General features: G+C 63.5%; 18 protein-coding genes. 9 read left to right on the top strand and 9 right to left on the bottom strand.

From position 1 onward, the window contains the following. The coding region (locus VNZ93_RS20440) for a glycosyltransferase family 39 protein (RefSeq protein WP_325709538.1) at positions 1-1,504 on the bottom strand (1,504 nt) is incomplete at its 3' end. Between the two features lie 121 nt (positions 1,505-1,625). Between VNZ93_RS20440 and VNZ93_RS20435 the strand changes: the two genes are divergently transcribed. Beyond that, entirely contained in the window at positions 1,626-2,609 is a 984-nt protein-coding gene (locus VNZ93_RS20435) for a glycosyltransferase family 2 protein (protein WP_325709536.1), read from the top strand. A gap of 46 nt (positions 2,610-2,655) precedes the next feature. Here the strand turns inward: VNZ93_RS20435 and VNZ93_RS20430 are convergent, their stop codons facing one another. Further along, positions 2,656-4,005: an aspartate aminotransferase family protein gene (locus VNZ93_RS20430; RefSeq protein WP_325709534.1), complete on the bottom strand. Its 1,350-nt coding sequence runs from the start codon at positions 4,003-4,005 to the stop codon at positions 2,656-2,658. A gap of 132 nt (positions 4,006-4,137) precedes the next feature. On the opposite strand from VNZ93_RS20430, the gene hisS reads away from it, so the two are divergent. Further along, complete coding sequence (hisS, locus tag VNZ93_RS20425) at positions 4,138-5,613, top strand: histidine--tRNA ligase (protein WP_325709532.1); 1,476 nt, start codon at positions 4,138-4,140, stop codon at positions 5,611-5,613. A 22-nt stretch (positions 5,614-5,635) separates the two neighbouring features. On the opposite strand, the gene VNZ93_RS20420 is transcribed toward hisS, so the two are convergent. From VNZ93_RS20420 to VNZ93_RS20405, 4 genes are all read right to left on the bottom strand, one after another. After that, entirely contained in the window at positions 5,636-6,157 is a 522-nt protein-coding gene (locus VNZ93_RS20420) for a nuclear transport factor 2 family protein (protein ID WP_325709529.1), read from the bottom strand. Next, a complete protein-coding gene (locus VNZ93_RS20415; RefSeq protein WP_325709527.1) occupies positions 6,154-6,621 on the bottom strand; it encodes a nuclear transport factor 2 family protein in 468 nt (155 codons plus the stop codon). The genes VNZ93_RS20420 and VNZ93_RS20415 overlap by 4 nt, the downstream gene beginning before the upstream one ends. Positions 6,622-6,713: 92 nt before the next feature. Further along, complete coding sequence (locus VNZ93_RS20410) at positions 6,714-7,268, bottom strand: nuclear transport factor 2 family protein (protein ID WP_325709524.1); 555 nt, start codon at positions 7,266-7,268, stop codon at positions 6,714-6,716. Then, entirely contained in the window at positions 7,265-7,753 is a 489-nt protein-coding gene (locus tag VNZ93_RS20405; RefSeq protein WP_325709543.1) for a nuclear transport factor 2 family protein, read from the bottom strand. The genes VNZ93_RS20410 and VNZ93_RS20405 overlap by 4 nt, the downstream gene beginning before the upstream one ends. 160 nt (positions 7,754-7,913) lie before the next feature. On the opposite strand from VNZ93_RS20405, the gene VNZ93_RS20400 reads away from it, so the two are divergent. Beyond that, entirely contained in the window at positions 7,914-9,065 is a 1,152-nt protein-coding gene (locus VNZ93_RS20400) for an ATP phosphoribosyltransferase regulatory subunit (RefSeq protein WP_325709521.1), read from the top strand. Next, positions 9,062-10,033 carry an ATP phosphoribosyltransferase gene (gene hisG / locus VNZ93_RS20395; RefSeq protein WP_325709518.1) on the top strand — a complete coding sequence of 324 codons (972 nt, stop codon included), beginning with the start codon at positions 9,062-9,064 and terminating at the stop codon, positions 10,031-10,033. Before VNZ93_RS20400 ends, hisG begins: the two co-directional genes overlap by 4 nt. A 108-nt stretch (positions 10,034-10,141) precedes the next feature. On the opposite strand, the gene VNZ93_RS20390 is transcribed toward hisG, so the two are convergent. Beyond that, a complete protein-coding gene (locus VNZ93_RS20390; protein WP_325709515.1) occupies positions 10,142-11,158 on the bottom strand; it encodes an SDR family oxidoreductase in 1,017 nt (338 codons plus the stop codon). Between the two features lie 86 nt (positions 11,159-11,244). After that, positions 11,245-11,694: a GtrA family protein gene (locus VNZ93_RS20385; RefSeq protein WP_325709512.1), complete on the bottom strand. Its 450-nt coding sequence runs from the start codon at positions 11,692-11,694 to the stop codon at positions 11,245-11,247. Between the two features lie 113 nt (positions 11,695-11,807). Here VNZ93_RS20385 and VNZ93_RS20380 point away from each other — a divergent pair, with 113 nt between their 5' ends. The 3 genes from VNZ93_RS20380 (at position 11,808) to VNZ93_RS20370 (ending at position 14,538) form a co-directional block, all read left to right on the top strand. After that, positions 11,808-12,860, top strand: a complete 1,053-nt coding sequence (locus VNZ93_RS20380) for a glycosyltransferase family 2 protein (RefSeq protein ID WP_325709509.1) — start codon at positions 11,808-11,810, stop codon at positions 12,858-12,860. 4 nt (positions 12,861-12,864) lie between these two features. Beyond that, positions 12,865-13,707: a ChbG/HpnK family deacetylase gene (locus VNZ93_RS20375; RefSeq protein WP_325709506.1), complete on the top strand. Its 843-nt coding sequence runs from the start codon at positions 12,865-12,867 to the stop codon at positions 13,705-13,707. Between the two features lie 69 nt (positions 13,708-13,776). Further along, positions 13,777-14,538, top strand: coding sequence for a DUF2076 domain-containing protein (locus VNZ93_RS20370; RefSeq protein ID WP_325709503.1), 762 nt, complete (start codon positions 13,777-13,779; stop codon positions 14,536-14,538). Between the two features lie 146 nt (positions 14,539-14,684). Here VNZ93_RS20370 and VNZ93_RS20365 read toward each other — a convergent pair whose 3' ends face one another. Beyond that, on the bottom strand, positions 14,685-15,416 hold the full coding sequence (locus VNZ93_RS20365; protein WP_325709500.1) for a L,D-transpeptidase: 732 nt from the start codon (positions 15,414-15,416) through the stop codon (positions 14,685-14,687). A 247-nt stretch (positions 15,417-15,663) separates the two neighbouring features. Here VNZ93_RS20365 and VNZ93_RS20360 point away from each other — a divergent pair, with 247 nt between their 5' ends. Both VNZ93_RS20360 and VNZ93_RS20355 read left to right on the top strand, forming a co-directional pair. Further along, positions 15,664-16,395, top strand: a complete 732-nt coding sequence (locus VNZ93_RS20360) for a protein phosphatase CheZ (protein WP_325709497.1) — start codon at positions 15,664-15,666, stop codon at positions 16,393-16,395. Between the two features lie 92 nt (positions 16,396-16,487). Next, the gene (locus VNZ93_RS20355; protein WP_325709494.1) at positions 16,488-18,239 is read left to right on the top strand and encodes an adenylate/guanylate cyclase domain-containing protein; all 1,752 of its coding nucleotides are present in this window, start codon (positions 16,488-16,490) and stop codon (positions 18,237-18,239) included. The last annotated feature ends 56 nt before the right edge of the window (positions 18,240-18,295 follow it).

The raw sequence follows: 18,295 nt of genomic DNA, 5'->3' as shown, positions 1-18,295 counted from the left end.
GGACCGGGTCCACGCTGCGCGCACGGCCTCTGGTTTGCCGTGGAAACTCGACCACGGTCGGCTCGCCTTGGGCTCCGAATGTCTTGCGCCATTCTTCCACATGCGCCATCGGCAACCCGGATTCCCAGATGACGATGACGCCGCGCTTCCTGAGATCTTCCATGTCGATCCAGGGACTGATCTGCGGCCGACCATGGACGACGACGCGCGGCCTGTCGGGTGAATAGACCGCGACATTGTTGGCAGCAAATTCGGTTCCGGCGACATACGGAAGCGCCGTTCCGGTTTTCTCGTGCCACAGGCGGGTCATCTGCGCGGCGATGGCGTGGCCCGGGAAGTTGCTGGCCTTGGGACGTTCACGCAGATACGGGTCCGCAATCCACGTCCCGATCCAGATCGCGGGAGCGAGCAGGAACAGGAAAATCACCCCGACCGCGAAGGTGGTGATGCGGCGGGTATCCGTGACCGGCCCAAGCCAGAGCAAGGCGGCGAGCGGCAGGAAGGACCAAAGCGGATAGCCCCACATCTGCACCGGGAAGCGGCCGGTCGCGAACGAAACCGCGGTCACCACGGCAAAGGGGCCGAAAGCCAGCATCGTCACGTAGCGGCGCGCGAATGACGATTGTGGCGTGACCGGCTGCACTGTGCCCGCTCGCGGCAGCAACGTGACGGCGAGCAGGATGAGCGTCGGATGCGTGAAAAACATCTGCCCGAACACCCATTTGAATGGCCGCGTGATGTATTCGTGCCAGACCTCGGGGATGCGCGCGCGATCGCTGACATACTGCATCGGCAGGAAGCCGGAATCGACGAGCCACCACGCATTCGGCGCGATCACGACGGCGAAGGCTACGGCCATCAGCCACGGGCCGGGCGTCCACAGCGTGCGGCGCGCGACCGGATCGATGAGAAGAAACAGGCCGAGGCTGACGGCGAGCGCGAAGGCGGCATATTTCGACCAGAAGGCGAGCGCGAGCATTGCGCCGGCCAAAATCCAGTCGAGCGCGCGGCCGCGCATCAATCCCCGATAGAAAAACAACGCGGTGAGAGCCCAGAATGGCAATTGCATCTGGTCGTGCGCGAATTTCACCGCCGAGTAGTTGTAATAGTGGATGCCGACCAGCGAGAGCGTGGCGATCAGCGCCTGCACGGGTCCGGCAATGTCGCGGGCGAGGAAATAGACGGCGATGAAGCAGCCGATCACCGCCAGCGGCCCAAGCGCATAGACCGAGGCGATCTCTCCGCCGGTCAGGCGATAGGCCAGATCGGCCATCCACCAGGGCAATGGCGGGTGCTTCCAGTAGCCGAGCTGCCACTCCTTTCCGAGCGCAAGGTCCTCGGCGAGGTCGAGTTCCAGATTCGGACTGGTCAGGGCCGGCAGCAGCAGCCAGACGGCGAAATGCGCGAGAAGCACGATCGCGAGCGTCCGCCCAGGCTTGCGCAGAGCGAAATCGACGATTGCGCCGAGGGCGCCGCCGCCCGCTGTCGCCGTTTTGGATTCCATGCTCGCGTCGTAGTATGCCACACCCGGAATGGCCCCTTCGGGCCGGCCCGATATTGAGTGCCCGCCTGGCCTCCGCCCGTCAACTCGGGTAACCGGCGACAGAGCGGTACTGGACAGGACGATGAGCGACCCCGTTCCGGATATTTCGGTCGTGCTGCCGGCCCACAACGAGGCTGGCAACATCGCGCGCATGGCCGCGACGCTTGAGGGCGTACTCAAGCCGCTCGGCCGCTATGAGATTGTGTTCGTCGACGACGGCTCGTCCGACGGAACGCTCGCGGCCATTCGTGCCGCCGCGACCGCGAACCCGCAGGTCCGCTACATCTCCTTCACGCGCAATTTCGGCCACCAGGAGGCCTTGCGTGCCGGACTGCGCCACGCGCGCGGCCGCGCGGTCATCGTCATGGATGCCGATTTCGAGCATCCGCCGGAACTCATTCCCGAACTGGTCGCGGCCTGGCGGGACGGCACAAAGGTTGTTGCGACTCGGCGCGAGGACGGTGAAGCCGATCTGCCGGCCCTGAAGAGCGTCACGTCGCGGCTCTATTACCGGCTGCTCGATTCGATCGGCGATGTGCGCATCGAACCGGGCTCGTCCGATTACATGCTGCTCGATCGCAGCGTGGTGGATACGGTGAACGGCTTTGCCGATCAGGACGTATTCCTGCGCGGTGCGGTGCGCTGGTTCGGCTTTCCGACAACCACGATCACCTTCTCGCGCGGGGCGCGCACCTACGGCGAAAGCAAATACACGCTGAGGCGCATGATCGATCTCGCGGTGACCGGCATTGCCGCGCACAGCGTACGCCCGCTCCGGCTCGCGATCTGGCTCTCGCTCGCTTTTGCCGCCGTCGGGCTGCTCCTCGTGATCTATTCGGTGGTGAGCTATTTCCTGGTTCGCCAGACCGTGATCGGCTGGACCTCGATCATGGCAACAATCGCACTGCTCGGCGCGGCGCAATTGCTGGTGCTCGGCATCATCGGCGAATATGTCGGACGCACGCTGCGCGAGACACGCGGGCGGCCGACCTACATCATCGGCGAGACCGAGGCGGACCAGAAGCCGGACCGCGATGTGATCGGATTCAGGCGGCCGGCAGAGTAACTTTCTATCCCTCCCCCGCACGCGGGGGGGAGGGACAGGCAAGTGGCTACCCTACCGCCTTGATCACCCGCGCGGTCTTCTCGAAGATTTCGCCGATCTGCTTCTCGCTGACGATCAGCGGCGGCGACATGGCGAGCGAATCGCCGACAGCACGCAGCATGATGCCTTCGTCGTGGAAGCCGCGGTCCATCGCCTCGAAGCCGCGCTTGCCGACGCCATCGGGCTTCGACGCGAGATCGATGCCGACGGTGAGACCGACGCAGCGGATGTCGAGCACGTTCGGCAGCCCCTTCAGCGACATGCAGGCGTCGTACCAGAGCGGCTCGAGCGTCTTCGCACGCTCGAACAGGCCCTCGTCCCGATACACGTCGAGCGCGGCGAGGCCCGCGGCAACCGCCAGCGGATGCGCCGAATAGGTGTAGCCGTGGAAGAATTCCACGACATGCTCCGGCCCGTGCATGAACGCCTCGTGGATCTCCTTGCGCACGATCACGCCGCCCATCGGCACCGAGCCCGAGGTCACGCCTTTGGCGAAGGTGATCATATCCGGCACCACGCCATAGCGCTCGGCGGCGAAGGCATGACCAAGACGCCCGAAGCCGGTGATGACTTCATCGAACACCAGCAGGATCTTGTACTTGTCGCAGATCGCGCGCAGCCGCTGCAGGTAGCCCTTCGGCGCCGGGAGTACGGCGGTCGAGCCCGCCATCGGCTCGACGAACACGGCCGCAATGGTGTTGTCGCCATTGAGCGCGACAATACGCTCCAGCTCGTCGGCCAGATGCGCGCCCCATTCCGGCTCGCCTTTCGAGAACGCCTGCTGCTCGCGGTTATAGGTGTGCGGCAGATGGTCGACGCCGGCGAGCATCACACCGAACGCCTTGCGGTTGTTGCCGATGCCGCCAACCGACATGCCGCCGAAGCCGACGCCGTGGTAGCCGCGCTCGCGTCCGATGAAGCGCTGGCGCTGCCCCTGCCCCCGCGCATTCCAGTAGCCGAGCGCGATCTTCATCGCGGTGTCGACAGCTTCCGACCCTGAATTGCAGAAGAACACATGATCGAGATCGCCCGGCGCCATCGCGGCGATCCGGCTCGCCAGCTCGAACGATTTCGGGTTCGCGTACTGGAAGGGCGGCGCGAAATCCATTTCGGCGGCCTGCGCCTGGATGGCGGCGACGATCGGCTCGCGGTTGTGACCGGCATTGGTGCACCACAGGCCCGCGGCGCCGTCGATGACCGCTTTCCCTTCGGGGGTGAAGTAATGCATGTCCTTGGCGCGCGACACCATGCGCGGCCGCGCCTTGAAGGCCCGATTGGCGGTGAACGGCATCCAGAATGCTTCGAGATCGTTCGGGACGGCAGTGGCGACGGGTTTGCGGGCGGATTGGGTGCTCATGGTGGCCTCGGATTGCTGCCCCTTCGGCGGGCGGAAGAGGCATGTTCGGCGCTGGATTATCCGCATTCGCAGATAATGACGAAGCGGGATGGCGCTGATACCTACCCGCCCTGTTCACGATTGATCGACGACATGACCGACAAACCGAGCAAACTCAAGGCGCGGCTGCCTCGCGGCCTGGTAGACCGGACCCCGTCCGACATCGTGTCCACGCGCGCGATGCTGGAAAAGATCCGAGCCGTTTACGAGCTTTATGGCTTCGACCCGGTGGAGACGCCCGCCATCGAATATACCGACGCGCTCGGCAAGTTTCTGCCCGACCAGGACCGTCCGAACGAGGGCGTGTTCTCGTTCCAGGACGACGACGAGCAGTGGATGTCGCTGCGCTATGACCTGACCGCCCCGCTCGCGCGTTATGTGGCGGAGAATTTCGACGCGCTGCCGAAGCCCTATCGCAGCTATCGCGAAGGCTGGGTGTTCCGCAACGAGAAGCCTGGACCGGGCCGCTATCGGCAATTCATGCAGTTCGACGCCGACACGGTAGGCTCCGCCTCGATGGCGGCTGACGCCGAGATCTGCATGATGGCAGCCGACACCATGGAGGCGCTCGGCATTCCGCGCGGCAGCTATGTGGTGAAGGTGAATAACCGCAAGGTGCTGGACGGCGTGATGGACGCTGCAAACATCGCCAGCGAAAAGCGCCTCACTGTTCTGCGCGCGATCGACAAGGCGGACAAGTTCTCTCTCGACGAAGTCAGAAAACTGCTCGGTGAGGGCCGTAAGGACGAGAGCGGCGATTTCACGAAGGGCGCCAACCTCGACGCAAAGCAGACGGAGATCGTGCTTGGCCTGTTACGTGCGGACGCGGCCACCACGCAATCGGCTTCGCTGAACGAGACGGGCAAGGCCGGATTTGATGAGCTCGACCAGATCAGAGAACTGGTGAGAGCTGCGGGCTACGGTGAGGATCGCATCCGCATCGACCCGTCCGTCGTGCGCGGCCTCGAATACTACACCGGTCCGGTCTACGAGGTTGAACTCCTGCTCGAGACCAAGGACGAAAAGGGTCGGCCCGTGCGCTTCGGCTCGGTCGGCGGCGGCGGGCGCTATGACGGCCTCGTCTCGCGATTTCGCGGAGAACCTGTACCCGCGACCGGATTCTCGATTGGCGTGTCGCGACTCGCGGCGGCTCTCGCGCTTGTGAACCGCGCCGATGCACAGCCAAGTTTCGGCCCCGTGGTCGTCACGGTTTTCGATCAGGATCGAATCGCAGATTATCAGCGCATGGTCGCGGAGTTGCGCGCAGCGGGAATTCGCGCCGAATTGTATCTCGGTTCAGGAAAGTTCAATCCGCAGATGAAATATGCCGACAAGCGCAACGCGCCCTGCGTCGTCATTCAGGGCAGCGATGAGAAGAACGATGCGGCGGGCGAACAGGTGGTGGTGAAGGATCTGGTCCTCGGCGCCGAGCTGTCGAAGCTGGAAAAGGGCCGCGACGAATACCTTCAGAAGCAGGCCGAGGCCCAGCGCAAGGTGCGGCGCGATCAGCTGGTGAAGACCGTGCAGGAGATTCTCGCGCGCCACGGCGTGCGGACGCGGATGGCCTAGCGCCGGTTCTCCCCGCGCAGGCTCACAAGCTCAGCAGCGCATCCTCTTCAGGGACCAGCGCGACAGGATCGATCCGGGTATGGACGTCGATCGGATGTCCGACGACCTGCTGGGCGGCGTCGAAGGTGTCGCCGAGGCCATGGAATGCGATCAGCTTGCCATTGCGGAAGCGCAGGAAGTGCACGGCGCGAAAACACAGCGAGCGGCCGGTGTCACGCTGGCGCGCGCGCAGCCGCCCGTATATCGCGACCCGCTCGCCCTGCAGCAGCAGATGTTCGATCTCGAAATCGATGATGCGGAAGAAGCACGGCAGGATGCGCGTGACGAGCTCGATCACCTCCGCCTTGCCGCGACGATGGCCATACATATCGAACTGATCCGCCGGGCCGTTCAGCAGCCATTCGACATCGTCGTCGAGGATGGCATCGAGGAGGCCGGCATCGCGCTGGCTGTAGGCGCGGTAGAAATCGCCGATGAATGGCGGCAGATCGCGACCACGGAGCGTGGCCGGCAGCGCGATGGCGCTCAGGACATCGGTCGTCATAGCGCGATCACATCCTTGGCCGCAGCGGGATCTGGCTCGCGATAGGCATCGATGCGGTGTCCGACCACCTGCTCGGCCATGTCGAAGGTGTCGGACAATCCTTTGACCGAGACGACCTTGCCGTCGCGAAACACAACGAAGACGGCAGTCTGATAGGTCAGGATGCGGCCGGTTTGCTTCTGCACCGACGTGACGTTGCTGATCATCGCCGCGGTATCCCCGTCGATCACGATCTCTTCCGGCTCGTAGCGTTTGACCGCGAACATCGAGGGCACAAGCCGCGCAATGTAATCGACCACGGCCGCCTTGCCGCGGCGGTAACCGCAGAACACGAGCACATCCACCGGGCCGGACATGTGCCACTCGACGTCGTCGGCGAGGCACTGCGCGAGCCGCACGGGGTCGCGCGAAGCCAAAGCCTCGTAAAAGGCCTGAACTGCCGCGCAAGAAACAGGTTCACCCATGATTGTCTCCAGACAACCATGTAAGATGGCTTCGAAATCCTTATTTTTCGTGATTACCAACGCTCAGGTGCGCGGCACGTGTTTGCTTCCTGTTAACGCTCGTCATCGACGGCGCCGCCGTCGGGAGCAAGCGACAGGTCTCTGGGAACCGTGGGATCCGTTTCGATCGCGCGCGACACGTCGATGCTACGGCCGACCATTTGCTCGATCGCGTCGAAGGTCTCCGGCACCGCCCGGAACCATGTCAGCAAGCCACCCTTGAAGCGGATGAACTGGGCGGAGCGCAGGCTGAGCGCGCGGCCGGTATCGCGCTGTCGGGCGCGCATGCGAATACGCGTCGCGACGTTCCCGTGGGAGGCATCGCCCTGGATTAACAGGCAGTCCAGCGAAAAGGCTGCCGGCTGGTAATAGCAGGGCATGATCCGCGTGATCAGCTCGATCACGGCACGCTTGCCATGGCGTCGGCCGTAATGGTCGAACTGCTCCGCCGGTCCCTCCAGAAGCCAGTCGACCCGCTCATCGAGAACCGCATCCAGCTCGCGCTCGTCACGCAGCAGGAAGGCTTCGTAGAAGCGGCGTAACCACGCCGGAATGGCGCGGCCGGAAGCCTGACGGGCTGTTTCGATCACGGGCGTCAGGCCGTTCATAACTGCACGAGCCCGTCGTCTTTGGCTTCCAGATCAGGAACGCCAAACGCGTCGATGCGTCTGGCGAACACCTGCTCCGCGATGCTGAAGCTATCCGTCACGCCATGCAGGGAGGTCAGCCTGCCGTCGCCGAACTGCGCGAAATAGGCGCAGGAATAGGCAATGGTCCGGCCGGTCCCTCTCTGCACGGTCGCGATACGGCTGAGTGCGCCGACTGTGTCCCCGTCGATCACCACATGCTCCACGTCAGAGCGGATCACGTCGACCAGACCGGGGACCTCCTGGCAAACATAGCGCAGCACAGCCGGCTTGCCGCGGCGGTATCCGCAGAACGGATACACGCCAACCGGCCCGGGCATGACCCATTCAACGTCATCGCGAGCAGCGGCGCGATGCGCGCCACATCGCGCGAGCGATGGGCCTCGAAGAAGGTTCGAACGAGGCTCAGTGAAACCGGTTCGCCCATCTCCACCTCCGGCAATCACTTCAGAATGGTCCAAATTCCCTTATTTTTTGTGATCGCGAAGAAATTCGATTGATGGGACTAGTAGGGTTTAGGTAACCATTCCGCGGCGATCTGCCCATGAAACGCGGGCTCGAACCGTCGTCGAAACCTCAACACTTCCGTGCTAAAGCCCCGCGGCCATGACCAATCCGCCAAATCCGGCCCTGCCCGATCCGCGCGTGGAGACCCTCGTCTCCGCCCAAAGCCTTGTCTCGACCTATGAACAGGCGGGCTACACGCGTGCGCATCCGGCGATCCTGCAGCCGGCGGACCCCTTCCTCGACCTGTCCGGCGAGGATATCCGCGCGCGAATGTTCCTGACGTCGGGACGGGCTGGCGCCGAACTCTGCCTGCGTCCGGACTTCACCATCCCGGTGTCGCGCGATTATCTCGCCTCGCCCCTCGCGGGACGGCCGCAGGGATTTTGCTATCTCGGCCCGGTCTTCCGCGATCGGGGTACGCTGCCCGGCGAATTCCTGCAGGCGGGCATCGAGTCGTTCGGGCGATCCGACAAGGCCGCCGCCGACGCCGAAACGCTGTCGCTCGGTCTCGCCACGGCCGCGCATTTCGGAAATGACTCCCCCGATATCCGCATCGGCGATGTCGGGTTGTTCGCAGCGCTGGTGTCAGCGCTCGATCTCGCGCCGGCCTGGAAGCGGCGGCTCGTGAAGGACTTCAACCGCAAGGCTTCGCTCGCGCACGACCTCGACCGGCTCACGCTCGGCAAGGGCAATGGAAGGCCCGACTATCAGGGCGTGCTCGCCGCACTTGCAGGCTCCGACCCGAAAGCGGCGCATGCGCTCGTGACCGATCTTCTGTCGATCGCCGGCATCTCGGCAGTCGGCGGGCGTTCGGTGGGCGAGATCGCGGACCGTTTCCTGGAGCAGTCTACGCTCGGCGCGTTGGCGGCCTTGCCGCCCTATACACGTACATTGCTCGAGCGCTTCCTCTCGGTCACGGGGAACCCGCTGGATGCCTCGGTGGAGATGCGCGAGATCGCCAAAGACGGAGGATTTGTCCTTACCCCCATGCTGGACCTGTTCGATGCCCGAAATGTCGAACTGACACAGCACGGGATCGACCTGAAGCGCGTCGTCTTCTCGTCCGCCTTCGGTCGCGGCATGGATTACTATACCGGCTTCGTGTTCGAATTGACCGACGGAAAGTCTACCGAACCATTGGTCGCCGGCGGACGCTACGACGACCTCCTGACCCGGCTCGGATCGAACACGCAAATCCCCGCGGTCGGGTTCTCGGTCTGGATTGAACGGCTCGCCGGAGGCGCGTCATGACTGCGCCCCTCATCATCGCCGTGCCGGCCAAGGGCCGGCTGCAGGAAAATGCCGAAGCGTTTTTCGCGCGCGCAGGCCTGAAACTCGTCAAGCCGCGCGGCGCCCGCGACTATCGTGGCACCATCGCCGGGATGGATGGCGTCGAGATCGCCTATCTGTCGGCGTCAGAAATCACCGCGCAACTGGCCCAAGGCGCAGCCCATCTCGGCGTGACCGGCGAGGATCTTGTGCGCGAGATGATTCCGGACTCGGATTCGCGCGTGATCCTGCTGGAAGGGCTCGGCTTCGGCTACGCCAATGTCGTGGTCGCGGTGCCGCAGGCCTGGATCGATGTGCGCAGCATGGCCGATCTCGACGATGTCGCAACCGCTTTCCGCCTCAAGCATAACCGCAAGATGCGGGTCGCGACCAAATACGTGAACCTCACCCGCGGATTTTTCGCGCAGCACGGCATTGCCGACTACCGGATCGTGGAGAGCCTCGGTGCGACCGAAGGTGCGCCCGCAGCCGGCACCGCCGAGATGATCGTCGATATCACCACCACCGGCAACACACTCACCGCCAACGCATTGAAGGTGATCGACGACGGCGTGATGCTGCGCTCGCAGGCCAATCTCGTTGCCTCGCGCGGCGCTGACTGGAATGCGAACGCGCTCGACACCGCGCGCCGGATCATGGACCGGCTGGCAAGCCAGGCACGTGCGCATGCCTTCCGCGAGATGCGCACGCGCTTTGCGGGCTGCGACGATGCGCTGCTCGCGCAGGCGCGCGATCGCTTCGGCATCGTGACGCCGTTCGGAGGGCCGACCTCGTCCGGCATGCTGACGCTGCATTGTCCGCCGGATCAGGTTTTCGCGCTTGCGGATTTTCTGCGCGACAAGGGCGCACAGGCGATCTCGGTGTCCGAGATCGATTACGTGTTCACGCAGGAGAATCCGCTGTACGAAAAGCTGACGGCGGGAATTTAGCCCGGCGGATCTAGCGGTTCGCCCGCACGCACGGATGGCGGCGTGATGGTCAGCCTCTGCGACAATCTCGGCCCGCAGTTCAATCTGGTGATCGGGGTGAAGCATTAGCTATCCGCCCGAATACCCGCCGATGATCGGCAGGATCTCGCCGGTGATGTAACTTGAGCAACTCGGCGCGGCGAGGAAAACGAAAGCCGGCGCGATCTCTTCCGGTTGCGCCGGGCGCTTCATCGGTGTGTCGGCACCGAATTTTGACACTCCCTTTGCATCACGGTCGGCCGGATTAAGCGGCGTCCAGACCGGTCCGGGCGCGACGGCGTTCACGCGAATGCCCTTGTCTACGAGATGCGTCGCAAGCGAACGCACGAAGGCATGGATGCCGCCCTTGGTCATCGAATAGTCGAGCAGCTTGTCGTTGCCCAAAAGACCTGTCACCGAGCCGGTCATCACGATCGACGCGCCCTCTTTCATGTGCGGCACCGCGGCCTGCGCCATGTAGAAATATCCATAAAGGTTGGTCTTCAACGTGCGATCGAAATGCTCTGGCGCCAGATCGAGGAAATCCTTCACATGCTCCTGGAACGCGGCATTGTTCACCAGCACGTCGAGCCGGCCGAATGCATCCAGGGTTCGCTTTACCGCTTCCTTGCAGAATTCCGGATCGGCGACGTCACCGGAAATGACAATGCAGCGGCACCCTTCTTTTTCGACGGCGCGCTTGGTTTCCTCTGCATCCTTGTGTTCGGAGAGATAGGAGATCGCGACATCGGCGCCTTCGCGCGCATAGAGAACCGCAACGGCACGGCCGATGCCGGAATCTCCGCCGGTGATCAGCGCGACCTTGCCTTTCAGCTTGTCCGACCCCTTGTAGTGCGGAGCATCGTACATCGGCGCGAGGTCAAGGTCGGATTCGTTGCCCGGCTTCCTGAGATGCTGCGCAGGCAGCGGCGGCTCTGGATAACGGCGTGCGCCGGCTTGCATCGCGCGCGGTTCGTTGTCCTGCTTGGGCTTTGATTTTTCCTTGGATTTTTCCTTGCGATCGATGTCGTCCTGAATCGCGCGCTCGGCGGCGGCGGTTTGCTCTGCGGCGCGCGCGAAGCGGTCCTTGGTTGCTGCGTCTGCCATCGGGTCCTCGCGTGTGTTTCACTCGCTAACGGACGCCAGCGCAGCGAAGTTCCCGGCATTCAGATTGCATGGATGACGCAGCGGCCTCAGGCGCGCGGCTTCCGGAACACCACGAAATGCGACATGGAGAAATTGACGAGGAAGCTGACGCCTATGGCGAAGAGCTTTGCATACAAGACCGGCATGACAAGCGCGCAAAGCACCAGCGTGGTGGTTGCAGCAATCAGTCCGAACACCTGCGAGACGACGAAGGCCAGATAAGCCTTCACGGTAAGCCGGCGCCCGGACTCCGCGGCGAAGGTTATGAAGGAATTCATCACGTAGGATCCGGTCACCGCGACGGTCCAGGCCAGCACGTTTGCGACCACCAGCGAACCGGTCAGGTATTTCAGCGCGAGGAGGAACAGCCCGAGATCGACCAGCGAATTCACCACCCCGATCGAGGCGAAACTCATCGCCTTCAGCATGATGGCCTGGCGCCGCAAAGTCGCCACGATGCGCTGCAGCAAGCTTTCGGGACTGGGTGAATGCTGCATCGGGAAGGTTAACTTTTTGAAAGATCGGCGTTTTCTGAACAAAAGCTCATGCAACATTCGCAGCATGAGCTATATTTTTGGCGATGGCCTCGCAGGGCCGGAACGAGCGCGATATGCCGACGAAAGCGGGTCAGGACGGGAATACATCAGCGGCAGCCGCGCGCAAGCGTGCCGAGCGCACGCTGTCGATCGTGGTGCCGTGCTTCAATGAAGCCGATAATCTGCCGGCGGTCCATGCCCGGCTTTGCGAAACTGCGCAGATGCTGCGCGAGACCCGCGGCCTGAAGATCGAAGTCGTCTATATTGACGACGGTTCTCGTGACAGCACATACGCCGTCGCAAGCGCCCTGCCCGCCATCGGCCTTGACGTGCAAACCGTGTCGCTGTCGCGCAACTTCGGCAAGGAAGCCGCGCTGATGGCCGGTCTCCACCACGCCCGCTATGGCGCAATCCTGTTCATGGACGGCGACGGCCAGCATCCGCCGGCGCTGATCGAACGGCTGGTCGGGCATTGGATCGATGACGGCTACGATGTGGTCTACACCGCGAAGGCGCACCGGGATCAGGAACCGCTCCTGCGCCGAGCCGGCGTGAAGACCTTCTACGCGCTGATGAACTTCCGCTCCCGTCACAAGATTCCGGAGGACGCCGGCGATTTCCGCCTGCTTTCTCCACGCGCGGCCAACGCGCTGAGGCAGCTCCCCGAGCGCAATCGCTTTTTCAAAGGTCTCGCCAGCTGGATCGGGTTTCGGCAGTTACGGGTCGACTACGAGCCGGCCGAACGCGCCCATGGCCGCACCAGCTGGAATCTCGGTTCGCTGATCGGGCTCTCGATCGAGGGACTGACATCGTTCTCGGTTGCGCCGCTCCGCGTCGCGAGCCTGCTCGGCGTATTGCTCGCCACAGGCGCACTGATATTCGGCATGGCGATCCTGTACGAAACGCTGATCTACGGAAAATCGGTGCCAGGCTATCCCTCGGTGGTTGTCGGCCTGATGGTTCTTGGTGGCGTGCAACTCATCATGATCGGCGTCCTCGGCGAATATATCGGCAAGATCCTATCCGAGCAGAAGGCGCGGCCGGTCTATTTCGTGGCCGAGCACCAGACCCGCAGCGAAGCCCGCGAAGAAGCGAGCGAAGACCGCCAGCCGGGCGCGGCCGCCTGAGCCAATGACGCCAGCAGGAACGCGGCGCATCGTACTGTGCGCGGACGATTACGGAATCTCGCCCGGTGTCAGTGAGGCGATCCGGGACCTGATCGCGCGCGGCCGCCTGAACGCGACCTCGGCAATGGTTGTCGCGCCGTCACTCACGGCATCAGAGGCGGCGTCGCTCACCCGCCTGAAGCGGGATTTGCCGCACCTGCAGATCGGGTTGCATTTCACGCTGACGGCTCCGTTCCGGCCAGTCAGCGAAGGCTTCTCACCCCTGAAGCAGGACTCCTTCCTGCCCCTCACCACCACGCTCGGCAGTGCGCTGATCGCGCGGCTCGATCGTGAACGCATCGCGCAGGAACTGCGTTCACAACTTGCTGCCTTCTCCGAGAGGTTCGGCTTTCTTCCCGATTATGTGGACGGCCATCAGCACGTACAGATTTTTCCGCAGATCCGCGATGCGATCCTCGCCGTGATGCGAGATGCGATGCCCGGCGCATGGGTACGGCAATGCGGCCGCGCCACGCCGTTGGCTGCGCGTATCGCAGATCGGAAGGGATTGCTGCTCGACACGTTGAGCAGGGGCTTTCGCAGCCGCGCGGCGGCCATGGGCGTTGCGTACAATCCCGCCTTCGCCGGCTCCTACGACTTCGGCTCCGATCCGGATTTTGCTGCACTGTTTCCGAAGTTTTTGGACGCTCTCCCGGCCGGCAGCGTCGTCATGTGCCATCCGGGCTTCGTCGACGATGAACTCAGGACGCTGGATCCGCTGACTGATCTGCGAGAGCGTGAATTCGCTTTCTTGGGCTCGGATGCCTTCCCGGAACTTCTGCGCAAACACCGCGTCACGTTGTCGTGACATCTCCCCGCGCGAGGTCGGGCTCCCTACATTTGCGGTGCCCGCCTCCGCGGGCGTGAAGGAGGACCAATGACACCGCAGGAACGCGAACTGGTCGACGATCTGTTCGAACGGCTTGCGACACTTGAGCGCAACCCGCGCGAGGCCGACGCCGAGGAAGCAATCCGCGCCGGCCTTCGCAAGGCGCCGAACGCGACTTACGCACTGGTGCAGACCGTGTTGCTTCAGGAAGAAGCGCTGCGTCAGGCCAATGAGCGCATCCGCGAGCTGGAAGCCGCGCCGCCCCAGCAGCAAGGCGGCGGTGGTTTCCTCGATTCGATGCGCGACGCTGTATTCGGCGGCAACAGCGCTCCGCCCGGCTCTGTCCCGTCTGTCGGCGGCCGGCCGATGGGCGTGCCGGGAGGTTTCCCGCGCGCGGGTGATCAGTCCCAAGCTCAGGGCGGCGCGCCCTACCAGCAGCAGGCCGAGCCTGCGCATGCTGGCGGAGCGGGCGGCTCGTTCCTTGGCACAGCTGCTGCAGCAGCAGCCGGCGTCATTGGCGGCACACTCCTGATGAATTCGCTGAAAGGCATGTTCGGCGGGGACCAGGCGCATGCCCACGGGCTCGGCAATCTCGGCTCGCAGCAGGCCGAAACCAATCCATCCGGAGCGAACCCTTGGGGCGACGCCGGGTCAGGCGGCGGAGACCTTTCGCGACAGGCCGGGATCGACAGCATCGGCAAGCCGAGCGGTGAAGGCGATCGTCACGCCGCCTACGAGCCCGCGCACGAGATGGACGAGGGCGATATGGAGGATGACTTCGATATCGGTTTCGACAACGACTTCCTCTGAGCCGGCATTGCATCAGCGCCAAGACACGAACGGCCCGCTCATCGAGCGGGCCGTTTTTGTTTTAGGTCGGGCCGGCCAACGCTCGCCGGAAGGCTGGGGTCCTTCCATGACACGAAGGCGCGGCCCGCTGATCGCCGCTTTTGCGATCAGATGACGATAACCCTCGTGCCGACCTTCACGCGCTCATACAGGTCGGTGACATCCTCGTTGCGCATGCGGATGCAGCCCGACGACACGGCCTGACCGATGGTCCAGGGCTCATTCGATCCGTGGATGCGATACAGCGACGAACCGAGGTAGAGCGCGCGCGCGCCGAGCGGATTATCCGGACCGCCGGCCATGTAATGCGGCAGGTCCGGACGGCGCGCGAGCATTTCCTTCGGCGGCACCCAATCGGGCCATTCGGCCTTGCGCGTGACTGTCTTCACGCCCGCCCAGGTGAAGCCCGGACGCCCGACACCGATGCCGTAGCGCAATGCGGTGCCGTCATTCTGCACCAGATAGAGGAACCGCTGCGGCGTATCGACGATGATCGTGCCCGGCTTTTCCTTGCCGGAATACGGGACCACCTGCTTGTTGAAGCGCGGATCGAAGCTGCGCTGATCCGGCCCGCGATAGGCCATCGGCGGCGTGGCGCTCTGATCCTGATACATGCCCGGCTGATAATAGCCCGGTGCACGGCCATATTCGGGTTGCGCGGGTGCGCCCGGATAAGCCGGCTGTTCGCGATAACGCGGCTGCGCACCCGACTGCCCACCGCCGAACAGAAACTCGATGAACCCGCCGCCCATATTCTGCGCCTTCGCAGGCACCGGCGACAACGCAGCGCCGGCGAGACCGGACAACGCTGCGGCAAATACAAGACCAGAACGCTTCATCGACGCTACTCGCACTTGCTGAACAAAGGCGCTGCAAAGGCACGCGCCACTCATGCGAGCGAGTACATGGGAAAAATTGATGCGAATGGTAAACGATCGCGCGGCAACGCAAAGCTAACCACGATCGCGGCGCCTTTACCTGCAGTTAGCGTTTATTTTGGGTGAAACATCGTGGTTAATGCTTCGCTTCATCGTGCATGAACCGGGCATTAAGCGGCGTCGGTTACCGTCGCTGCCGGAGACAAGCATGCCCGTACAACGCAAGATTTTCCGCGTCGAAGAAATGATGCGCGACGAGCCGCAGCCGCAGGATTTGCTGGCACCCGACGCGCCAGATTTCCCATCACCAGGTTTCCCGTCAAATGTGATTGACGAACTGCGCGCGCTCCGCACTCTCATGGAAAGGCGCATGCCGGACGCCGGCGAAACACGCGCGAAAGCTGACGCGCCGGCGCAGGAAGTGCGCAAACTCAAGATCGAACTCGACGTGATCGGAAACGCCATCAAGCAGACGCGCACCGAGATCGTGTCGCTGCAGGATCAGGGCTTCGATTCAGGGCGTGTCTCCCGCGTGACGAAGGAACTCGACGCTGTATTCGAAGATACGTCCCGTTCGACGGATCGTATCCTCAAGGCAGCCGAGGATATCGACCGCTCCGCTCATGCTCTCGCCGGGATGTTGAAGGGTGACCATGAGCTGGGACTGGCTCATGACATTCAGGAGCGGGTTACGGAAATTTTTGAAGCCTGCAATTTCCACGACCTGACGGGACAGCGCATCAGCAAGGTCGCCGCCATGCTGAAGATGGTCGAAGAGCATCTCGCGCGGATGATGGAAATCTGGAGCGTGATCGAGCGCTTCAATGTCGATGCCGCACAAACGGCCGCATCCGAACTCGACGGGCTGCTGAACGGGCCCAAGCTTGCGGGCGACAACGGCCATTCGACGCAGGACGAGATCGACCGGCTGTTTAACTGACGCGCTTCGGGCCGCCGCCGACGGCGCTTCCTCCTGTCCACAACGCGTGTGGTATAAGGATTCCCCTTCAGCGGCCGATCCGGTCCCGAGCCATGTCCGCCTTGTCTCCCGCGACCCTGACCACGCCGGCAAAGCCCGCGCACTCCGCACGCGCCGTGGCGGCCGCACGGCTCACCCGATCCTATGCGCGGCTGAGCAGCGGGCTGATCCTGTTCGCCTTCGTGCTCTGCCATTTCGGAAGCCACATCGCCCTGATCGGCTCCGTGCCGGCGGCCGAGCGCGTTTTTGGCGTCCTGATGTGGTTCTGGCTGACCGTTCCCGGCACCCTGTTGCTCGGGACTGCGTTCGTTGTGCATGTCCTGAATGCACTCTGGTCGATCTACGTCCGCCGTTATCTGCGGATGCCCGCCTGGGAGATCGCGCAGATCGTACTTGGGCTCGCGATCCCGCCGCTCATCATGATCCACGTCATCGGAACAAAGCTCGCCGACGACATCTACGGCACCAACAGCAGCTACGCATCGGTACTGGCGTCGCACTGGCTCGGACCACCCCTGCTGTGGGGCGCCTCGTCCTTCGTCTATCTGCATATCGCAGCGATCCTGACCGTGTGGATCCATGGCTGCATCGGGCTGCATTTCTGGCTGCGGACCAAGCGCTGGTACGCATCGTGGCGACCGGCGCTCGAGATCGCGGCGATCCTGATCCCCGCACTTGCGCTCGCCGGCTACATTTCCGGCGGAAACCAGATCATGCGCGACGCGCAGGATCCGGATTTCATCAAGGAGCTCATCCAGGAAGCCCGCGTTACGCCGGAGACCATCGAGGGGGTCTGGCACAACATCCATATCGGGTTCGCGATCTATCTCGGGCTCGTGCTGTTGCCGTTCATCGCGCGAGCGATCCGCCGTCTTGTCCACACGATCCATCGCCCTCCGCGACTGACGCATGCGATCGGGCGCTCCATGGCTGTCTTGCCCGGTGCGACTGTCCTCGAAACATTGCGAGCGAACGGAATTTCCCACGCCGCCGTTTGCGGCGGCCGCGCGCGCTGCACCACCTGCCGCATCCGGGTGACGGATGGACTTTCAGCGCTGCCGGAACCGGCCGGGCTTGAAGCCACGGCGCTGGCGCGGATCGGCGCAAACGAAGGCGTCCGGCTGGCGTGCCAGTTGCGGCCGACAAGCGACATTTCCGTGCTCCCGCTTCTGACCGCAGATGCGAGCGCAACCTACGGCCTGATCCGCGCCGGCAGCGAAGGCAGCGAACGCCTGGTCACTGTCATGTTCATCGACCTGCGCGGCTCGACCACGCTTGGTGAAGCGCGGATGCCATACGACGTGCTGTTCATCCTCAACCAATTCTTCGACGAGATGAGCAAGGCGCTGGAGGCGACAGGCGGACATTATTCGAACTTCACCGGCGACGGCCTGATGGCGATCTACGGGCTTGATGCCGCAGACCCGAGGGCCGGCGCGCGGCAAGCATTGCGCGGCGCAAGCGAAGTGCTGATCCGGCTCGACAACGTGAACGCGCGGCTCAAGGCCGACCTGAAGGAACCGCTGCGGATCGGCGTCGGCATCCACTATGGCGAGGCAATCGTCGGCGCCATGGGGCCGCCTCGCTCGCAGATCATCACCGCGATCGGCGACACGGTGAACACCACCGCGCGTCTCGAAGGCCTGACCAAGGACTATCGCTGCTCGCTGATATTGTCGCAGGCGGCGGCGCAGGCGGCGGGTCTCAGGCTGCAAGGCCACGATCTGCATCAGGCGACCGTGAAGGGCCGCACAGGGTCGGTTGCATTTTATGCGCTCAACGAGGTTCCCGAACCAACACGCTGAAGCGTGAAGGCATCGCGCCAGCCGCCGATCTCCTTTGCCTACTATTTTTGCAAACA

The organism is Pseudorhodoplanes sp., assembly GCF_035565795.1.
Classification (GTDB): Bacteria; Pseudomonadota; Alphaproteobacteria; order Rhizobiales; family Xanthobacteraceae; genus Pseudorhodoplanes.
The sequence above is the reverse complement of the archived record's forward strand: the minus strand, read 5'-3'. Positions and strand labels throughout refer to the sequence as shown.